This is a genomic window from Pseudoalteromonas luteoviolacea NCIMB 1944, assembly GCF_001625565.1.
Taxonomy (GTDB): Bacteria; Pseudomonadota; Gammaproteobacteria; order Enterobacterales; family Alteromonadaceae; genus Pseudoalteromonas; species Pseudoalteromonas luteoviolacea_F.
Genome location: NZ_AUXS01000016.1, coordinates 89,242 through 108,957 on the forward strand (window position 1 = coordinate 89,242; position 19,716 = coordinate 108,957).

Here is a 19,716-nt window from a genome sequence, read left to right on the forward strand (position 1 = left end):
ACATAGCCAGCTAAAGCATGCTCGAAAGCTAGCCAATCAATCTCATCACTATATCAATCTAAGAAAGATGACGTTTTCTTAAAAAGAAGGAGGCAAAACCACACAAGGGAAAGAACAAACAAATAATAAAGCATCCGAAACTACCGTTCTCAACAAAGTTCTAGCACTTAAACGTGCTCAAATTAATTTAAAAATAACGTCACAATTATACCACCTGGTTAAATAACTATTAAGAGCAAGCTTGTATAAATTGAAAATAATATGAAGAAAATCATCTTTAATAAATATTCGCATAAGCAACATATCTAATTAATAAATATACATAAAATATATACCTGAAAAATCGTAGCTAATTGACTATGTGCTTTTCTGCTCATTCAAAGCTCAAGCTGTTAGAAGATATAACTCGAGATACATAAAGTAGTGAGAACAGCCATTTGCTTTATCCATTGACCTTGTCAAAAGTTTCCGCATCTTTTGGATTCAGCAGCTTGGTTTGCACTCCTAGATAAAGGGTGTACAGCTAAGATCTCACCAATCCTAAGGTTTGCTAGTATCGCGGTTATGCCTAGTCAATCGACTGCTAAATCACACTGATATGGTCTATGAACATGCCTTCAATTTACCCATAGGTTACTCGTTGTGAACGCTCGAATATGAATGGTTATTAACCGCAAAAGCCCTTCCCTGTCTATAAAACGCTCAAACAAACCGAATAAACATGCATCATCCATTGAATTTCTATATCATCCGCGCGATTAAAATTAAAACTTAGGACAACAAGTATGAGTAATTCACAGACGGGAGATCCCCGCTCTATGGCAGATATGGGCCATAGCCGCTGGACCCAACATGACACAAATTGGGTATTAAGCCTATTTGGTACTGCCGTAGGCGCTGGGATCTTGTTTTTACCAATAAATATTGGCATTGGTGGATTTTGGCCACTACTGATCATGGCTGTGCTTGCTTTCCCAATGACTTATTTAGCCCACAGAGGGTTAGCCAGATTTGTGCTTTCGTCAAAAAACAATGACTCTGATTTTACAGACGTAGTTGAAGAACACTTTGGAGCAACCAGCGGTCGCCTTATTTCCTTGCTGTATTTCTTTTCAATTTTCCCTATTTTACTTATTTACGGTGTTGGATTAACCAATACAGTCGACAGCTTTATGGTGAATCAACTGGGAATGGAATCCTTACCACGCATATTGCTCTCAGGTGTGCTCGTTGCTGGTATGATAGCCATTATGCTTGGTGGTGAAAAGCTCCTACTACGCGCTTTTGCTATTTTAGTTTACCCTCTTGTTGGCGTTTTGCTGTTCTTATCGCTATACCTGATCCCTAACTGGCAATTGCCCGCCATTTCATCGCCAGACATGGGCTCATTGACAGAAACACTGTGGCTCTCTGTACCCATCGTGGTATTTTCATTTAGTCACGCCGCGGCTATTTCTAGTTTCGCAAATACGCAGCGTAAGCACTACAAATCTGAAGCGACAGTCAAAGCCGAAAGAATTTTACGACATACAGCACTTATGCTCATTGCATTTGTTTTACTATTCGTCTTCTCTTGTATATTTTCACTCACACCTGAACAAATGGCCGAAGCAAAAGAAGCCAATGTATCGGTTCTATCCTACTTAGCAAACGTGTACAACAATCCATTTATCGCAACATTAGGACCACTTGTGGCATTCATTGCGATCACATCGTCATTTTTAGGTCACTTTTTAGGGGCAAGGGAAAGTTTTAACGGTCTACTGACCAAACAAACTTCTATTGGCTATAAAACTGCAGATAAGATTGGCGTGGTGCTGATGTTCATCTCTATTTGGATTTGTGCCGTAATTAACCCGAGCATACTAGATATGATGGGCGCTATATCCGGTCCAATTATCGCATTAATCTTATTTGTAATGCCGACAATCGCCATTTATAAAGTGCCAGCACTACAAAAATATAAAGGGAACTTAAGTACTTACTTTGTACTGATTGTTGGATTACTTGCCGTATCTGCATTGCTGTTTAATATGTAGCTCTTTGCAAAAAGGTGCAATCGCTATAATTGCACCTTTCTACTTAGGTTCTTTGGCTATCAAATACGCCTGATCTCGACCATTAGTCTTTGCCAAATACAGACCTTCGTCTGCTTTTTGGATTAAATCTTCGATATTATCATAAGCGCCATAGTGGCCCACTGCGACACCCGCACTCACCGTCACTACATCAAACTGGGACTTGCAATGCGGGATCTCTAAGCCCTTTACTGCATTTACTATCGACTGGGCAATCTTGAATGCTCCCTCTTCACTGGTATTGGGAAGTAACACCGCAAACTCTTCTCCACCATAGCGAAACACACTATCAAGCGGCCGGTTAACCATTTTCATCGCTATTTTTGCCACATCTTTGAGCGCATCGTCCCCTTGCAGATGCCCGTATTTGTCGTTGAACAATTTAAAATAGTCGATATCCAACATGATGACGGACAAACACTGCTGTTGCCGCAAGTTTTGCCTGAACAAACGCTTGCATTCCATATCAAAGTAACGGCGATTAAATACCTCTGTTAAACCATCAAAAAATGAATACTGCTTTAATATGTCTGTTTGACGCTTGTATTTTAAGTGAGTCCGGACTCTGTTTACTAAAGTTCTAGCAACAATAGGCTTTCCTAAAAAATCGACAGCCCCGGCATCCCAGCACAGTTCTTGCTGGTTTTCATTGGTATTTGAAGTCACAAAAATAATTGGAATTTCATTAAGCTCATCCATTGCTTGAATTTTTTTACACGCTTCCAAGCCAGTCATACCACCTAAAATCCAGTCCATCAAAATCAAATCAGGCGCGGATTTTAAGCAGTAATCGATTGCATCTTCGGCGCAGTCGACTGCGTCAACTTTACACAGCCCCTCTAAACAAGCACTCAGTACTTTTTGCGTCAGCGCAGAGTCTTCTACAATCAAAACTAAGCTATCACTGAGGTCGTCAATTTCCTTAAACACGCTACCCTCTACAATAATTAAACATGCCTATGTTGTTTATAGCGAATACTTTTGTCCCCCACAAGATCAAAAAGTGAAATCATATAAAAAATACGTTTATAGCAGCATAGTACTCTCATATAAAATCACTTTAAACTATCAAGAAGAGACTCTAATTCAATGACTTATCAGGCCAAAACTTGGTTCCTTTTACAGTAGCCTGTAGCGCCAAACCACTTTGCGTTAAGGTGTAAACCGACATGTCACCGTAATAAACTTCGCCTTGAATTGCAGCGCCCTTTTCAGAGGCTTTTGCTGCCGCATCGGCATTCCCGCCAAAGGTCCAACCATTACTCACAAAAGTATCGAGTGCTGCGGCAGTATGAAAAACGACGATAAGACGATAATCTTTGACGCCTAGGCCCAGCCCAACTCCACCTTCAGCCATATTCATATAAGTAAATTGACCAGTTTGATTGTTTTGCACCACGCCATAACCTGTGCCCGCTGAAACCAATAGTAAGTTAATGTTGGCATTTGAAAACACAGCATAGCCAACTGCTGATCGCAGCTGAGCTCGGGTATCTGGTTTCTCTTGATACAATTGCGCCAATGTTTCGTTTTTCATCTTTATTATTTGTGCACGTTTTTGCACGTTATCTCCCGACCCCATCGATGCACAACCACCGATTGCTAACATCATCAGTAAAACACTGGCTTTAAAAAAATACGTCATTTTTTACTCCTCAATTACTACCAATATTGCCCAAGCTTTATGCTACAGTGCACCAGTAGCATAAGATGCAAGCATGAAGTTTAGCCTAAGATGAACAACGCAATACACACTTGTATAAAAGTGTAGAGTGAGCTTGGAAAAATAGTTTGCAAAGAGTAAAAATAAAAAGGCCACCATAAAATGGTGGCCTTTAACACATCATGGGTAATCATGAAAGGGATAAATGTGAAAACAACTTCATTGTAGCGGCTAGGTAGTAAATTAAAATCATATTATAATGGTCAATTAGTTCGGTTTTTTCGAACATTCTTCCGCCCAACACTCCCATTTCGCAATCGTTTGAGGTTATTTTACGCTTTCATGGTCATTTACTCGATTTATTGATTGTGACCTTTTACCATACACAAAAACTATATATAGACACTATGCATTATCTTTCATTTGTAACCGTACTCTGGGCATTTTCATTCAGTTTAATTGGTGTATATTTGGCCGGACAAGTAGACTCTTGGTTTGCGGCATTTAGCCGTGTTGCCATCGCGTTATTGGTTTTTTTGCCGTTTACCAAGCTTACCGATGTAAAGCCACAAATTGCTGTTAAATTAATGGCGATTGGTGCAATCCAAATTGGTCTAATGTATGGATTTTACTACCATTCTTTCCTCTACCTCAGCGTACCAGAAGTGCTGCTTTTTACTGTAATGACGCCTGTATACATCACCGTGATCAGTGATCTTCTAGAGAGAAGAATGCGGCTTCATCATCTCTTTGTAGCACTGATAGCGACAAGTGGGGCAATCACCATTCGTTATGCCGAACTCAATGAGGACTTTTGGTTTGGGTTGATGCTAGTGCAAGGTGCCAATATCTGCTTTGCCCTGGGCCAAGTGTTGTACAAGCGTTTACTTGCCACAGAACAGCTACCAGCACAACATACCTGTTTTGGTTTTTTCTTTTTTGGTGCACTCATAATCACAGGGCTCAGCTACATTATTTTAGGAAATGAAAATAAACTTCCTACGACTCAACTGCAGTGGGGGATATTAATTTACTTGGGACTGGTCGCCTCGGGCCTAGGGTATTTTTTATGGAACAAAGGCGCGACACTTGTCTCCGTCGGTACATTGGCAGTTATGAACAATGTACTTATCCCAGCTGGGGTGATAGTCAACATAGTAATATGGAATAAAAATGCAGAGTTAACCTCACTGCTCATAGGCAGTAGCATTATTTGTGTCGCGCTGCTCCTAAACTTTATGTTTGAAAAAAATGCTGCCAACAAAGAAACGGCTTCGCACTAGCCAAGCCGCGCTCAACCTATAGCGTTTTTAGAAAGTGAATTTTACTGTCTGTGCCATCCTCCAGAGGGTGGCAGGCAACAATGTGATAGTTATTTTTTAAAAGCATCATCAACATAGACTTAAAACGATTCATAGATTTAACTGCAATGCTATGAAACCCATTCGCTTTACACCAGATCTCCTGTTCAGTTAATAAAGCTTGTGCAATGCCTGCACCACGGCATTGGGGTATCACGGCACCTAACCAACTATAAAAGCGTTGCGCATCGACTGCATACCCTAACTTGTAAGCTACAGGCAAGCCATCTACTTTCGCTATCAACAGTAAAACTTTTTTCCCTCGCAATCGAACGTCTAAAATCTCTCTGCTTTTAGGTGTTGCAAATTCAGGGATTTGATTTTCTATTTGTAAAAGTTCTTCAACACAGCCCTGTTCAATATGCCACTTCATTTATCGCTCCAACATCGCCTTTTTACATTTTTTGACATGCCGTCTGGCTATTCGTTATTTCTTTGGTCAATTTTCTTACTTATCGACTGAGCTTTCAACTTTTCTCAAATTAAATTATTGAAAAACCGATTTTTTAATGGTTATAGCAGAGGAATATTTAACCACTCCCTGTAAAAAAAAGCCGTAAAAATATTCTCAAAACTCGTTCAAACAGGATATTAAAACACCTAGTTAGTTGCAAAACTGTAAAAAAACCTTTGACAAAGTTCAAAATACAACCAATTATTTAAAACGTTCCAACTCAATTGGCAATAATAATGCCTGTGAAAGAATAACAACAATCAAGAAGCCAATAAATACAGCGGAACAAATCACAATCACTTTTTTGGAACGATACAAGGTTGAACATATGAAAACTCAAATTACACACGTGTCACTTAAGAAAACTAGCTTAGCCTGCCTACTAAGCGCTCTTTTTTCTGCGTCAGTCATCGCCCAAACAGATCTCACATCTGATAATCCAAATGCGATCACCGCATCGGGAGAAAATGGCAGTTTTGAGGGCAGGACAAAGGCGTTTGATAATAATAAATACAGTAAATGGCTTACTTTCTCGTCATCGGGTTGGATAAATTACCAGTTTTCTCAACCACAAAGAGTGACTTCCTATACTCTTACCTCAGCAAATGACGTACCAAGCCGAGATCCTCAAGATTGGCAACTCCAAGGCTCCAATGATGGTGTAAATTGGTTTACCCTTGATACCAGAAACAACCAATCATTCAGCAGCCGACATCAAACTAAACAATTTACAGTAGCAAATCCGCAAACCTACTCATTTGTAAGGCTCAACGTATTCTCAACAAATGGCGCCAACATTCTACAAATCGCAGAAATCGAAATGTTCGCTTCAGATATCGTAACGCCACCTAATACTCTGCCTATTTCACAAAGCAACACATTGAATGCCGGACAATGGCAGCACTTTGGGCCGTTTAATGTAGCGAACAAGGTTGTCGCAACGACCTCGGGTACAGGCGATGCAGACCTATACATGCGACGAGCAGCTCAGCCAACAACTCAAACTTTCGATTGCGCTAGTACTAGTCCCAACGCTGATGAGTCTTGCTCACTACAAGGTAATGATGTGTATGTCTCAGTATATGGCTATTCAAATACAAGTTATACCATTAACATACAAGAAGAAGTGACTACCCCGCCAAACGGTGAATGGAAAAAACCACAAGTGAACTTCGTTGATGTGGACCCGCACACACAAGGCTCAATATTATTCAAACGTATTATCTCAGATCCAGCAGGACATATGGCGAACCGCTGTGTCGACGTCGCAAAAATCCTCTATCGTGATGCAATTGAATCAAACAGATTCCGGAACCTACAATTTGAATTGAGAGCCAAAGATCATTGGGGCAATGAATTTGTTGCCTACAAAATGGGAGAAGACGGTTCTGGTGAAATGACCATTGTTGTTAGCACCAGTCACTTAGAAAAAATTTACCGCGATAATGGAAATTCAGATTCAGCGATCCGCGATGAAATAGACGGTATCTTATCTCATGAAGTTACCCATGGTTACAATAACTCTCCACTTACTCACGACAACTACGGAGATGGCAAAGCCTATTGGGCATACACAGAAGGGCTTGCTGATGCAGTGAGAATAGGAGAAGGTTTACATAAAACCCGCACGCTTAACGTCAATGATCCAAAAAAATGGCTCGGTGGATACACCACAACAGGATTTTTCTTACACTATGTCAGAGTAACCCATGACCCAGACTTTCTTTATAAGTTTAACAAAGCAGCGAAAGATCTAGGCAATTATACCTGGTCATTTGACGCAGCCTTCCAGCATGTATTAGGTCGTGGTGTTGATGAGCTATGGCAAGAATATGTCACCTTTATAAATAATGGTGGTCAATTACCTTACTAACCCCAATAAAAGCGAGAGTGAAATACCTCTCGCACACTCTCACCGAATTAACGGCAACTGATTGGCTTTTAAAACGGCCCCGGCCTAATACCTAGATCACTTTGCAAAATGCATTCAGAATTTTGACTTAGTTAAAATAATTTACTCTATATTCCATACTAAATACTTAGCATATGTCACTGTTGTACACTATGCTGATGAGAGTCAAAAAGATTATGAATATTTTATAGTTCAGTGCAGGAGTATGTGTGCTATGACAGACATTGCCAAGGTTCTTATTGTTGATGATGAAGAAGCAGTAAGAGATATGATCACCGCAGCACTAAAGCCTTTTTTTGTTTGTGAGCAGGCTGAATCAGCAAGCGATGCCTTCGCAATTTTAGAGCACTTTGATCCTCAAGTCGTCCTGATGGATATTAGTATGCCGGGTATTGATGGCTTGGCAGCATGTGAAAAAATAAAAACTGAGATAGCGCCTGCAAACTGCGCTGTTTTTCTTGTTTCTGGTTATAACAATCTCGATATGCGGCTACGAGCTTTTGATGTAGGAGCCGATGACTTTATCGCTAAGCCATTTCAAATGAAAGAATTAGTCACTAAGGTACAACGAGTCTGTGAATTTATAAACTCGCAGACACTGCTTAAGGCCAGTGAACAAGAGTCAATAACGCTCGCGCTCTCCTCAATGCAGCAAGCGTCGCACTACAGCTTGGTTATGCAATTTTTTAAACTCTTAAATCAATGCAGTGATCAACAGCAAGTGATCAACCAATTCTTCTCTACGATGAAACAGCTGGGCATGCTAACCAGTATTATGATCAAGCAAGAGCAAATGCATTTTTATGGCCCAGGAGGCACTCAAATAAGTCCAATTGAGCAAAATATATTTGAGCTATTATGCACAAAAGGACGCTTACACAATTTTGGTAGGCGTCTGATTGTCAACGAAAAGCACATTTCATTTTTAATAAAAAATATGCCTGAGTCACCAGAGGAAAATGGCGCTATACAGGATATTTCAGTTGCCATTATTGAAGGAGTCGAAGCCAAGTTAATTGATCTCGGTCGACAACACGCAGTTGAACAAATTGTATTAGATATTACCAATGGGATCAGTGAACTTCATACAATTTCCGAGGAATATAAAAGCCTGATCCTCGATGTAACCAATGACTTAAATCAGCAAATCTCTTCCAGTTTCCATATTCTTGATTTAACCGAAGAACAGGAACTCTTTATTGCCAACCTAATCGCCAAAGAGGCCAAAAAACTCAGTGCAATTGAGCCAAAAATGGATCTCCTTAAGTCGAATTTAACAGATATCATTGAGCAAACAGATAAATACTTCGCCATGGAGAAAAAGTCAGTGCCCGAAGCGGACACAAATATGGATATAAATACCACCAAACCTGAGTTATTTTAGGCACAATTGAGATACTCGATTGAGTAGCTCCTGAGGACGAAAAGGTTTACGGATCAAACTTTCATAGAGCTGCGCATCAAAATCCGTGACTTTTTCGATGTCGACATAACCACTGATCATTTGCACTTTGATATCAGGTCGTACCTCACGCGCCCTTTTGGCCAAGCTAAATCCATTTAAGTCCGGCATTAAGACATCTGAAATAACCAAGTCGTACTGCGTATTGTGCAGCGCATTTAATGCATCTAACGCACTTTCATAGATATCCACGTGATGACCAACTTGGCGTAATAGTTTTGCCACCACATCAGCCAAAGGCAGCTCATCGTCTACGACAAGGATTTTTTGCGAGGCGTGGTGTGGCTGATTAGGCACAACCTCAACCACTGAATTTTGCTGAGCTTGCGACTTAATTGCAGGAAAGTAAATTGAAAACACAGTGCCTTTGCCATTCGTTTTAACCTCTACTTGCCCCTTACTACGCTGTATAAATGCATACACTTGACTAAGGCCAAGGCCTGTCCCTTTCTCTCCTTTGGTAGAAAAGAAAGGGTCAAAAATACTGTCTAAAAACTCCTCCGGGATCCCTGTTCCTGAATCAGACACATCACACCTCACATGTAAGCTTGGCGACGCGCCAACAAGATCATTTTGATACCTTTGAGCTGAAGTTTTAATGATGACCGTACCTGCTTCATTGATGGCATGTACACTGTTTATCACTAAGTTTAGTATCATGTCGTCGAAATCATGTTTATCTAGATTCACGCTGGGTAGCTCTTCAGCTAACTCAAATATCAACTTAACATCGGCTTTGAGCGACTTTTCTAAAAGTTGTTGGCTCTCTTGCAACGCTTTGTTTAAGCAAAATATTTCACTCAATTCACTTTCTTTTTTCGAAAAACTTAATAGCTTTTGAGTTAAATTAGTAGCTCGTTCGCCAGCTTTAACAATGGCTTGAATGTAACTGCGCGAGTCATCACCTAACCCTTCTTGCATCATGATAATATCGCTATAACCTAACATGATACCAATCAAGTTATTGAAATCATGTGCGATCCCCCCAGTTAACTTTCCTAACGCATCCATTTTCATTGAGCGCCTCAACTGCTCTTCCTTTTCTTTTATATTGGTCAAATCAACACAGTTGCCAATAAAGCGGCGCACACCATTGGGCATAAGAGGTAATTCACTGATTGATAGGTGCATTGGAAAAACGCTGTTATCCGCTCGCTTTCCCACTACTTGTCGACCAATACCAATCACTTGCCTTTGTCCAGTTGTCATATAATTTGAAATGAATTGATCGTGATGCTGTGCAAACTCATCTGGCATGAGCATCTTGACGTTTTTACCAATCACACTTGGTGCCTGATATTGAAAAGCCACTTCAGCAGCCTTATTGAAAGTGAGTATTTGCCCTTTATCATTTATCGTGATCACTGGGTCGACCATAGATTGCAGCACTTCATCCTTTTCAGCTTCTTTTAATTCGAGCGACTCAATGACGTCGTGCAACATCGTAATGTCAGAGATCAAGGACGCATAACGCGGTGGTTCGCTCTGTGTATCAAACACCGTAAAGCTCTGCCATTCGGTCACTCGTTGCTGACCTTTGGCATCTGAAATGGCAATTAACTGCTTAGCTGAATATTCATCTGACATGGTACTGAAGAGGTAGCGCTCAAGTTCAACATTAAATTCTGAGGTGACAACTTCTGTCAGGTTACTGCCAATTAGCGCGGCTTGGCTAACACCAAATAGGTCTGAAGCTGCCTGATTACAAAATACGATGGTCAGAGATTTATCCCATTCAATAATGGCAAGCGGTGCGTGACGAACCAATCCAGCGAGCCTTTTTTGTGTTTGCTGCAGCGTATAGTCAGTTCTTTTTTGAACTGTTATGTCGGAAATAACACCAGCCATCGCATATTTGCGATCTGCTCTTTTAACGATGGGGAAAAGCGTGATTGCACTATAAAAGGTCTCTCCGCGATGCTTATAATGTACCTCTTCTCTTATATAGCTGTCTCCGGTCATTACCGAGTTCATGCGGTTATCTATAAAGTCAGCAATATTTTTTGGGCAAGCTTGAAGTAACTCTTGGGCGTTTTTAATAGGCGTAGTGACAGATAAAAACTGTTTTAGTTGGCTGTTTAGATAGGCCACTTCAGTATTTTCTTGTAACAAAAATACACTTTCGGGTATGTTTTCGATGATGGAGTAAAATTTACGCTCACTTAACTGTAGTTGTAAGTTCAATTCAAATTCTTTTTGTTGGTCAACAAATGCAACCAAGTAGAAACCTTGTGCCTGCTTTTTTAAATTCAGTTTAGTAACGGACAAGTTTATTGAATGCCATGTATCTCTATATAGCCAAAAACTTTTTACGCTTTTCCCGCTATTTCGCTCAGCCTCAATAGACAGACTTAATAGCTGATCGGTATCGCACGAATGAGACAGCTTGAAGAATCGGCTGAATTTCGAGAATGACTGCGGTTGGGAAGTAAGATAAGACTGAGCGACATGATTAAGATCTAAAATATGGCCCTGTTCGTTAACGATAACCACTGCATCGGTGATCCCTTCAAACAAGGCTTGAAAATAATCTTTTTGTTCTCGGGTTGCCGCGTGACTAGCCGCTAAGTCTTGAAATAGCCTGTTGCTTCTGCGAGCAAGCTCACTGATCTCATCCTTTCCGCCTATCTCTATTAAAGTAGTACTATTATTTGAATTATAAGTATCGAAGTGCCGAAAAATCTTCTGCAGTCGATTTCGAATCGATACATGAAATATCAATGCAACTAAAAGCGCGGTCACCAACATGATCACAAATAGCGGTGTAAACGCGTGCATGGTTGAATTTTGAATGTACCTTGCCACAAGCGAGTAGTCAGCCAAAATTACAAGCTGTTTATTCTGTTCGAAGTTTTGTCCAATTGAAATCGTACCAACCATCACGAGCATGTTGGTTGTCGTATCAAAATATGAGTAATCTTGCTCGTTTGATAGGGCTTTGGGAATCTGAAGTGCTAGCTCGGGTGGCAGGTCAAAAGCCGCTGTTAATACTTGAGAGGTAACGCCACGGTACTTTTGATTTGTACTAATTTCAACCTGACCTTGGGAATTAAGCACTACGGCTAATGCGACCTCTGAATGGGTTTTCATTAAGCTTAGATACTCTTCAACCACATCCAGTCTGTTTTCAGAAACCATAAACTCAATGGCCGTTTTAGCTTGTACAAACAGGCTATTCACTTCATCTAATCGTGTCTCTAAATGGCTATCGGTCGTCTGCTTGAGGGTAAATATATGCAAGGTCGCTACTTGTGCAAGTAACCCAAACACCACAACAACAAAAATTTTAAGGGCAATGGGAATTCGAGCAAAATTACTAAGCCGTTGCATAACCCAAACTCAAACAAATTGACGACAGAGCGGGACTAAGGTAGCCGGTAGCACAGTAACCTTACTTGCAACTACAACGTGTTGAATATGGAGGACAATTCTAACCACATATATTCCTGCGACAAAGCATCAATGCATTGAGCATAGTACATGGTGATTAAATCACCTACTCGTGAAGGGGTAGTTATCGATGAAGTGAGTTTGATGAAAAAGTGTCTGCATAAGGGGCCGTTACCCCCTACACTCTATAAATGAAGTAAATTAATCACAGCAGTCCGTATTTCGACAAGCTCTAATATTATCGAAATGACTATACGCAACAACCACACTTCCTATGATGGTCAAGATAGTTTCCCCGTACTCACCAATTAAGTCATGACCAAAAAACGCCGCAATGCTTAACGTTAAAAGGCCAACAATACCAGTCGTGAAAATACGCCATTTTTTATGAGCTTTACAGCCGCTGTATAGGGCCAAAATACTGGTCACCAACACACCAATCAATAATACTTGATGAAATGCCTCTTCTTTTAAAAAACTCGTAGCTAAAAAGGGCAACAGTGTGATTGCAATAGGCAAAACCAAACAGTGCGCCAAACACATCACCGCCAGACCTATAGACACTCGGTCTCCAGCTAATTGATAGTTACCAAGCATTTATCTCTCCATACAACAAAAGAGATAATATAACATAATATTTAGATAATAAAATGCTCCATATCCACCATTGAAACCGAATAAGTGTTCACCAACCCCTATAGAAGTTGTAAAAAAGTCACAAAAAATACATGCCAAAATCATCAAGGCTTTTTACTAGTTCGCTTAGATAACCCTTATCCGAAAAACAAAAAGACATAAAAACCCACATATAAAAACAAATAATTAACCCCATTAATATTTTTTCAGTAAAATAGCGAGAGAAATTAACAGTTCACAAGGATCATTTATGAGTACGACTACCGCAGACATTGAAATCGCACAGCAGCAGGATTCCCCATTGCTAACCGCCCCCATTTTCAAACAGTTTTGTTTTTTGGCAATACCCACTATTTTAGGAATGCTAATCAGTGGCTTATACAGCTTTGTAGATGCCCTCTTTATATCTCAGGGTATTGGCGCACACGCAATGGGAGCCGTATCTGCTGTATTTCCAATACAAATGCTGTTAATCGCGATTAGTACTATGTTAGGTAGTGGCATGGCATCTTTGGTTTCACGGTATTTAGGAGCAAATCGCCAGCAAGACGCCAATCAAGTCTTTTCAGCTTCTTTTTTACTTGCAATTGGATCCGCATTTATATTGTGTGTTCTAACCTATTTTAACCTAGACAGTATCTTTAATTTGCTCGCTGTGCCTGAATCACTAAAAGCGCAGGCCACCAGCTATATCACACCTATCATACTATTTTGGGTGGTGGGCTTTATTTGTAATCAAATTACTGAAGGGTTTCGTGCTTCGGGTAACCCAAAAGCAATGATGCAAGTGTTGACCACAGCCTCAATTTTAAACATCGTACTTGATGCCCTCTTTATCTTTGTATTTGAGTGGGGAGTGGCAGGTGCAGCTTGGGCTACGATTTGCGCTATTAGTATTGCACTGGCTATCGCAATACAGCTGCAACTAAAAGGTGAAAGCAAAGTCCAGTTTCATAAGCAGCAGGTATTTAGCCCGCTACAAATACATACAAAAATTTTAAGCCTAGGGCTACCTGTTTTATTATCCCACGGCGGCTTCTCTGTCATCCTTGGTGCAACGGTGTACTCGATATCGACAGTATTTGCGGACAATTCCGAGCCGCTTATCACAGCGCATGGAATTTTAGTACGCAGTTACATGTTCTTATTCTTGCCTGTTATCGGCATGATGGTCGCACTACAAACCTTAGCGGGCTTCAATTATGGTGCGGGTCAATATCAACGTGTTTATAAAGCATATATAGTCGCGTGTGCCATGAGTTTCGCTTGGGGACTTATTGTAACCTTTATATTGTGTTTTAAAGCCCAGTGGCTGATTGCCATGTTTACTCAAGATCAGCAAGTCACTGAGCTGGGTGTTCAAATCGCGCTCATCTCTTTTTGTGGGTTTGCCCTATCAAGCTTTTGCATGATGTCTAGCGGCCTGTTTCAGGGTATGGGTAAAGCAATTCCCGCCACAATGCTAGACGCCGCCCGTACCTATATTCTACTTTTACCCTTAATGGCAGTGCTACCAGATCTGTTCAATCCAAGTGCTTTATGGTGGTCTTTCCCCATTGCAGACATCGTTGGCGGTCTATTTGCACTAAGTTTCTCACTCATCACCCTTAAAAAGCTAATGAAAAATAACTAGATCAGCACCAAGTTATAAAAAATTCATCTTAGTTTTTACATTGCAAATAAACAAATACCGATTTACCTATTGTTTTAGCACTCTAGGTAATCGGTACAATTACAAAGCAAATTCACACAAAAAATTCAAGCAATCACTTGTAAAATTTGACCTTTTGCCGACACTGACAAACTTTGATTAAATCGCGAGCAACGCGCTCAATTTATCTAAAAAAACCCTTAAGAATCTTATCATTATGAAATAGTCCAATGGGGCTATTTACACCCCCTGTCCCTAAACTAACCGCCATGTGTAATGCACTGAAATCAACTCTCCATAATTCATACATATTTATCCCCAAATTGAAAACAAAAATTCATGTACCAATCATGAAACTTGAACACAACTTTATCCCAAAAAAACCAACTAAAGCCAATTTCGCAATAAAGTAAATGCACAAATTGCAATAAACAAAACAATTTAATTTTTGTTACAGACCGAAAATATCATTATTTTAATAACATTTCCGTGATCATTGTTAATTATTGCAAACGTTAATGGTATCATTCTCCACAACAGATATAGCGAGTTTAATTAATCATAATCTATTGATTTTATGGAATACGAATTTAACACTTTCGTGTTTCAGTGAATAAACCGGCTTAACAATGATTTTTAATATTTAAATAATGTTAATTATTAATGAAGTTTCATTTAGAGCTACAAGTTTTTAGGAAAACTCAAGGAAACATGGAACATGACGGTTAGAGAAAACACCATCTCAATCATCGGAGCGGGCATTTCAGGTATTTTTTGCGCGCTAACGTTAGCAAAATCAAAAGAGTGTAAAAATACAACCATTCGGGTTTATGAGCATAAGGATCGCGTGGGTGGTCGCGCACATGCCGTAAAAGTCAATGATCACTATGTTGACTTAGGTGCTGGACGCTTTTCTTCAGGGCTTCATCATAATGTCAAAGAGCAAGTTAAGTTGCTTGATTTGGCATATGAAAAATTCCCTTTTACACAACTAAAAAGACCGCAAGCATTGCATAAAAGTTTAAAGAGCATTCTGAAAAATTTGAAACCACTTTGTGATGAACATCCCCACGATTCATTTGAAGAGTTTTTAACTATTTACGTAGGCAGAATCCAAGCAAAAGAAATGATCAACGCATTGGGTTATGACTCTTTAGCTCTGCCGAATATTACGCCACATATCGCTTACGATATAATTGAAAAACACCCCGAGATTCAGGGGTTTTCTGACAATGCTGGCTATGAGTGGTTTAACCTGAAGGAAGGCTTTTCTGCACTGACCGAGAAGCTCTATGAGCAGGCTCTAGCACACGGTGTTGAGTTTCATTTTGGACATGAGCTGATCAGTCTAGAAGCTGATACTGCGTCCCCTTCACTCATATTGAAAAAAGACAATCAGCAAACAGTGATCATAGACGAAGGTGAAATGATTTTAACTTTTCCTCCAACAGCTATGAAAAAGCTAGATTGTGGTTTTCCACAAGATTGGAGCAACTATACCTATGGTTCAATTCCGTTGTTCAAAGGCTTCTTGTTTTACGATGCACCTTGGTGGCAAGAGCTCGACTTAGCCGATCATGTTGTCATTGCCAACAGCCCGATGCGCAAGCTGTATTTTAAGGACAATAGATATGTATTTTTTTATACCGATAGTGAATATGCGAACTTTTGGCGTGACGCCACATTAAAAGGTGAAGCACATTACTTACAAACGGTAAAAGAACTTATGGCAGAGGCGCTAAAGTGTCATGTAAGCCAACTCCCAGATCCCAACAATCACACATACAAACACTGGGTCCATGGTGTTGAGTTCTCCCAAGAATCTTGCCCAAATCACCCTGAAACACTTGAACACAAACGGTCTCATATCATCTCAGCATCAGATGCTTATACATCTCATTGTGGTTGGATGGAGGGCGGCATCATGGCAGGAACGAGTGCTGCAAAAACATTGCTTACACGAATTAAGCAATCTCAAGCAAAGGCTGTAACAAAGAGTGAGCTTGTACACGTTTAACTGTCATTTGATAAAGACATACTGTAAACAAAGTAACTAGGAAGTTTTAAATAAATGAGTATTCTCGATTTTCCCCGAGTTCATTTTAAAGGGGTTGCGCGTGTCAATGTGCCAACAGGTAATCGTAATATTAACAATACCTTAGATATATCGACAAACACGGCGATCAAGGATGGTAAACCCTACGACGTAGCAAAGCCACCGCAGGCCTTTCATGACTACGTAAAGTCATTCGGGCCAAAATTTAATGCACACGGCCGTCTTGACGATGAAGGTGAATTTAACCTAGCTGCTGGTTACAACATGTGTGGTAATAACCACTTCAGCTGGGAAAACACCTTAATTACATCGGTTCAACTAAAACCTGGTGAATACATTACCGAAGATAAGTTAGTCGGCAATAAACTGTCACTTTGGGGGCATTACAACGAATATTTGAGAACATCATTTAATCGTGCACGCTGGGTCGACAACGACCCGACACGAAGAGATTCGGCACTCATTTATGCTGGTCAACTGACTATCACAGACCCTAAATCGTCAGCCAATACTGCACATATTTTATCAGCAGACATTGACTGCACACATGGTGTTCGATGGGTTAACCGTGGTTATATTGAAGAGCCGATTAACCACTTTCTCCATGAAGAAATGAGCGAAGCTCGTCTGTTTCAGTTCACAGTAAAAAAAGACAGTGAAGAATTTATATTTAATCAGCTAGGTCTTGAGTCTGAATTTCTATCAGTATTGAAAGATAAGCTAAAAGACCCAACGGTGAAAGGCTTAGTGGTACAGTACTGTGTAAGTAACCTGTCTCCGCCTATGACACCTAACAAACCCGTTTTTTGCGACTTACACGGCTCCATTGGTTTGTGGTACGACGATGACATGAAAACCTCTCCAACAGGACGAATTTTAAGGCCGGATAATAGTGAGCAGTACGCGCCTATTGCGCTATCAGTTAAAGATAACTGGCTCAGTCTAAACAGTGCGATTAGTTTTCCTCATCAAAATTATGAACAAGCTATTCCGGTTCAAAACGGCATGCCACCTGCACTAAGTGGCAAGGTTAACTTGGGTGATCTGTACTTGAAATCCAATAGTGGTCAGGTGTTAGCAGTGATACAACCGCAAGACTACATAAACAATCACCTCAATGCTGGTGTCATTGATATTCCCTTGCCTGATATCGATGCACAATTTCATCAGCAATCTTTAAAGCTATGCTCAGAGCGGCACACTTGGTACGAAAGTGATTGGTATATTCAAGCTGAGCAACACATCCTCTCTATGGAAAGTCCAAACAAGGAGCTAAATAAGCCAAGTACACAGTCACTGGACATACGCAGCTACTACAGAGGTGAGCCTGCATCTGTCAGTCAATTGGCCACCCACGTGTTAACACCTAACACAGTGGCTTGCTCTCCTTTTGTTGAAACAGATGACAATGGGCGAGGAAAACTCGACATTGAGAGCCTTGGTGCAGGTAGCGCAGAGCTCTTTTTAGGAGAGTTTTATAGTCCAGTGCAAATCCGTGTGCTTGCAGATGATTGGGCATTGGCTGATACGCCTACAGAGCTGGTTGACTATGACTTTCTCTATACCCATGTTATGGCCTATTACGAACTTTTTTATCCATTTATGACTGAAGCGGTATTCAGTATGGCGGATAAGTGTAAATGTGAAACCTATGCCCGACTAATGTGGCAAATGTGTGACCCAAAAAACCGCGACAAAAGCTATTACATGCCGAGCACTCGGGAGATGCCAGAAGTCCACTCACAGCTGTTTTTAAAGTATCTGTGTAATGTAGAACAATCCGCTATGCCAAATATATTGCCAGCAGCGCAATCCGAGGCAAAGATCCGCGGCAAAATCAAAAACAAAAAGCAGCTGATCAGCGCACTAAAAGACGCTGTGGACCTAGAGCTTTCAATTATGCTGCAATATATATACAGCGCCTACTCATTACCTAACTATGCTATTGGCGAGCACTTAGTCTCGCTTGGACGCTGGAACGAGCAACAACTAGAACTTGTAAATGGTGGCAAAGACAGACGACTCAATAGCGGCTGGCGCGGTGCATTACTTGAAATCGCACACGAAGAAATGATCCACTATTTAGTGGTAAACAACCTCCTTATGGCATTGGGCGAGCCGTTTTATCCAGGCAAGCCGGTTTTGGGAGAGCAAGCAAAAGACACTTTTGGTCTCGATACTGAGTTTTCATTCGAACCATTTTCAGAGCACATAGTTGCCAAATTTGTTCGCTTTGAGTGGCCAGCGTTTTTCCCAACCGTCGGGAAGTCTATTGCAGACTTTTATGCCGATATCACAAAAGCAATCGATGAACTACCTGACTTATTTGGTGAAGAGAAGATCAATTTGGGCGGCGAGCATCATTTGTTTCTCAATGAAATTATCAATCGAGAATATCCAGGCTATCAGTTTGAAGTTTACGATAAGGAGACAGCCTTATTCGCTATTAACTTCGTGACTGAGCAAGGCGAAGGAGTTGCTGCTGAGTCCCCCCAATTTGAAGTCAGTCATTTTAGTCGTTTACGAGCGATATCAAAAGCCTTAACTAACAGTGATATCCCATTTGAACCAGCATATCCAGTGCTGAAAAATCCCGTATTTGAAGCACGAAGCGGGTGTAACCTCGTGACGGACCCCGCAGCAGTAGAACTTATGCAGTTTTATAAAGGGTGCCATGAATTAATGTTCCAGCTGATGATGCAACACTTTGCTATCAAGCCGCTGGGCAGTATGCGCCGTTCACGATTAATGAATGGTGCTATCGATCTCATGACCGGGATATTAAGGCCACTTTCAGTACTACTTATGACATTACCTTCAGGCGTACCAGGTAGAAACGCGGGTCCACCTGTACCTGAAGCTATTAACACACACGTATTTCCAGACCTAGAGCAAGGGTGTATGGCCATATCTGAGCAATGTAAAAAGCTTGCAGCTATGGGTAGAGCTATGGTCTGTGCAAAACCTCCAACAACACAAATTGAGTTATTAGAGTTTTTTCAAAATCAGATGCATGAAATCGCAACTGGCAAACTTTCAAGGGAAGCTTAATC

The 19,716-nt window shown here is 40.7% G+C and carries 12 protein-coding genes; 7 read left to right on the forward strand and 5 right to left on the reverse strand.

Annotation, left to right across the window (positions count from 1 at the left end; genetic code table 11):
- Nucleotides 1–785: 785 nt before the first annotated feature.
- A complete protein-coding gene (locus N483_RS05355; protein ID WP_023402089.1) occupies nt 786–2,039 on the forward strand; it encodes an aromatic amino acid transport family protein in 1,254 nt (417 codons plus the stop codon).
- A 39-nt stretch (nt 2,040–2,078) separates the two neighbouring features.
- On the opposite strand, the gene N483_RS05360 is transcribed toward N483_RS05355, so the two are convergent.
- Both N483_RS05360 and N483_RS05365 read right to left on the reverse strand, forming a co-directional pair.
- Complete coding sequence (locus N483_RS05360) at nt 2,079–3,008, reverse strand: diguanylate cyclase (protein WP_023402088.1); 930 nt, start codon at nt 3,006–3,008, stop codon at nt 2,079–2,081.
- Nucleotides 3,009–3,159: 151 nt separating this feature from the next.
- A complete protein-coding gene (locus N483_RS05365; protein WP_023402087.1) occupies nt 3,160–3,723 on the reverse strand; it encodes a YSC84-related protein in 564 nt (187 codons plus the stop codon).
- A 425-nt stretch (nt 3,724–4,148) separates the two neighbouring features.
- On the opposite strand from N483_RS05365, the gene N483_RS05370 reads away from it, so the two are divergent.
- Nucleotides 4,149–5,024, forward strand: coding sequence for a carboxylate/amino acid/amine transporter (locus tag N483_RS05370; RefSeq protein ID WP_023402086.1), 876 nt, complete (start codon nt 4,149–4,151; stop codon nt 5,022–5,024).
- A 16-nt stretch (nt 5,025–5,040) separates the two neighbouring features.
- On the opposite strand, the gene N483_RS05375 is transcribed toward N483_RS05370, so the two are convergent.
- Nucleotides 5,041–5,475, reverse strand: coding sequence for a GNAT family N-acetyltransferase (locus N483_RS05375; RefSeq protein WP_023402085.1), 435 nt, complete (start codon nt 5,473–5,475; stop codon nt 5,041–5,043).
- A gap of 409 nt (nt 5,476–5,884) precedes the next feature.
- Between N483_RS05375 and N483_RS05380 the strand changes: the two genes are divergently transcribed.
- Both N483_RS05380 and N483_RS05385 read left to right on the forward strand, forming a co-directional pair.
- The gene (locus tag N483_RS05380) at nt 5,885–7,429 is read left to right on the forward strand and encodes a basic secretory protein-like protein (RefSeq protein WP_023402084.1); all 1,545 of its coding nucleotides are present in this window, start codon (nt 5,885–5,887) and stop codon (nt 7,427–7,429) included.
- 253 nt (nt 7,430–7,682) lie between these two features.
- Nucleotides 7,683–8,852, forward strand: a complete 1,170-nt coding sequence (locus tag N483_RS05385) for a response regulator (RefSeq protein WP_023402083.1) — start codon at nt 7,683–7,685, stop codon at nt 8,850–8,852.
- Here the strand turns inward: N483_RS05385 and N483_RS05390 are convergent.
- Both N483_RS05390 and N483_RS05395 read right to left on the reverse strand, forming a co-directional pair.
- A complete protein-coding gene (locus N483_RS05390) occupies nt 8,844–12,260 on the reverse strand; it encodes a PAS domain S-box protein (RefSeq protein WP_023402082.1) in 3,417 nt (1,138 codons plus the stop codon). The genes N483_RS05385 and N483_RS05390 overlap by 9 nt on opposite strands.
- 261 nt (nt 12,261–12,521) lie before the next feature.
- On the reverse strand, nt 12,522–12,917 hold the full coding sequence (locus N483_RS05395) for a MerC domain-containing protein (RefSeq protein ID WP_023402080.1): 396 nt from the start codon (nt 12,915–12,917) through the stop codon (nt 12,522–12,524).
- Between the two features lie 289 nt (nt 12,918–13,206).
- Between N483_RS05395 and N483_RS05400 the strand changes: the two genes are divergently transcribed.
- The 3 genes from N483_RS05400 (at nt 13,207) to vioB (ending at nt 19,714) form a co-directional block, all read left to right on the forward strand.
- A complete protein-coding gene (locus N483_RS05400; protein WP_023402079.1) occupies nt 13,207–14,589 on the forward strand; it encodes an MATE family efflux transporter in 1,383 nt (460 codons plus the stop codon).
- Between the two features lie 736 nt (nt 14,590–15,325).
- Complete coding sequence (locus N483_RS05410) at nt 15,326–16,624, forward strand: FAD-dependent oxidoreductase (RefSeq protein ID WP_023402077.1); 1,299 nt, start codon at nt 15,326–15,328, stop codon at nt 16,622–16,624.
- 54 nt (nt 16,625–16,678) lie between these two features.
- The gene (vioB, locus tag N483_RS05415) at nt 16,679–19,714 is read left to right on the forward strand and encodes an iminophenyl-pyruvate dimer synthase VioB (protein ID WP_023402076.1); all 3,036 of its coding nucleotides are present in this window, start codon (nt 16,679–16,681) and stop codon (nt 19,712–19,714) included.
- The last annotated feature ends 2 nt before the right edge of the window (nt 19,715–19,716 follow it).

Bases quoted from the DNA above. Each gene is read 5' to 3' on its own strand.
- N483_RS05390 (WP_023402082.1), bottom strand. From the start codon at position 12,260: ATGCAACGGCTTAGTAATTTTGCTCGAATTCCCATTGCCCTTAAAATT.
- N483_RS05400 (WP_023402079.1), top strand. From the start codon at position 13,207: ATGAGTACGACTACCGCAGACATTGAAATCGCACAGCAGCAGGATTCC.
- N483_RS05370 (WP_023402086.1), top strand. From the start codon at position 4,149: ATGCATTATCTTTCATTTGTAACCGTACTCTGGGCATTTTCATTCAGT.
- vioB (WP_023402076.1), top strand. From the start codon at position 16,679: ATGAGTATTCTCGATTTTCCCCGAGTTCATTTTAAAGGGGTTGCGCGT.
- N483_RS05410 (WP_023402077.1), top strand. From the start codon at position 15,326: ATGACGGTTAGAGAAAACACCATCTCAATCATCGGAGCGGGCATTTCA.
- N483_RS05365 (WP_023402087.1), bottom strand. From the start codon at position 3,723: ATGACGTATTTTTTTAAAGCCAGTGTTTTACTGATGATGTTAGCAATC.
- N483_RS05385 (WP_023402083.1), top strand. From the start codon at position 7,683: ATGACAGACATTGCCAAGGTTCTTATTGTTGATGATGAAGAAGCAGTA.
- N483_RS05375 (WP_023402085.1), bottom strand. From the start codon at position 5,475: ATGAAGTGGCATATTGAACAGGGCTGTGTTGAAGAACTTTTACAAATA.
- N483_RS05395 (WP_023402080.1), bottom strand. From the start codon at position 12,917: ATGCTTGGTAACTATCAATTAGCTGGAGACCGAGTGTCTATAGGTCTG.
- N483_RS05355 (WP_023402089.1), top strand. From the start codon at position 786: ATGAGTAATTCACAGACGGGAGATCCCCGCTCTATGGCAGATATGGGC.
- N483_RS05380 (WP_023402084.1), top strand. From the start codon at position 5,885: ATGAAAACTCAAATTACACACGTGTCACTTAAGAAAACTAGCTTAGCC.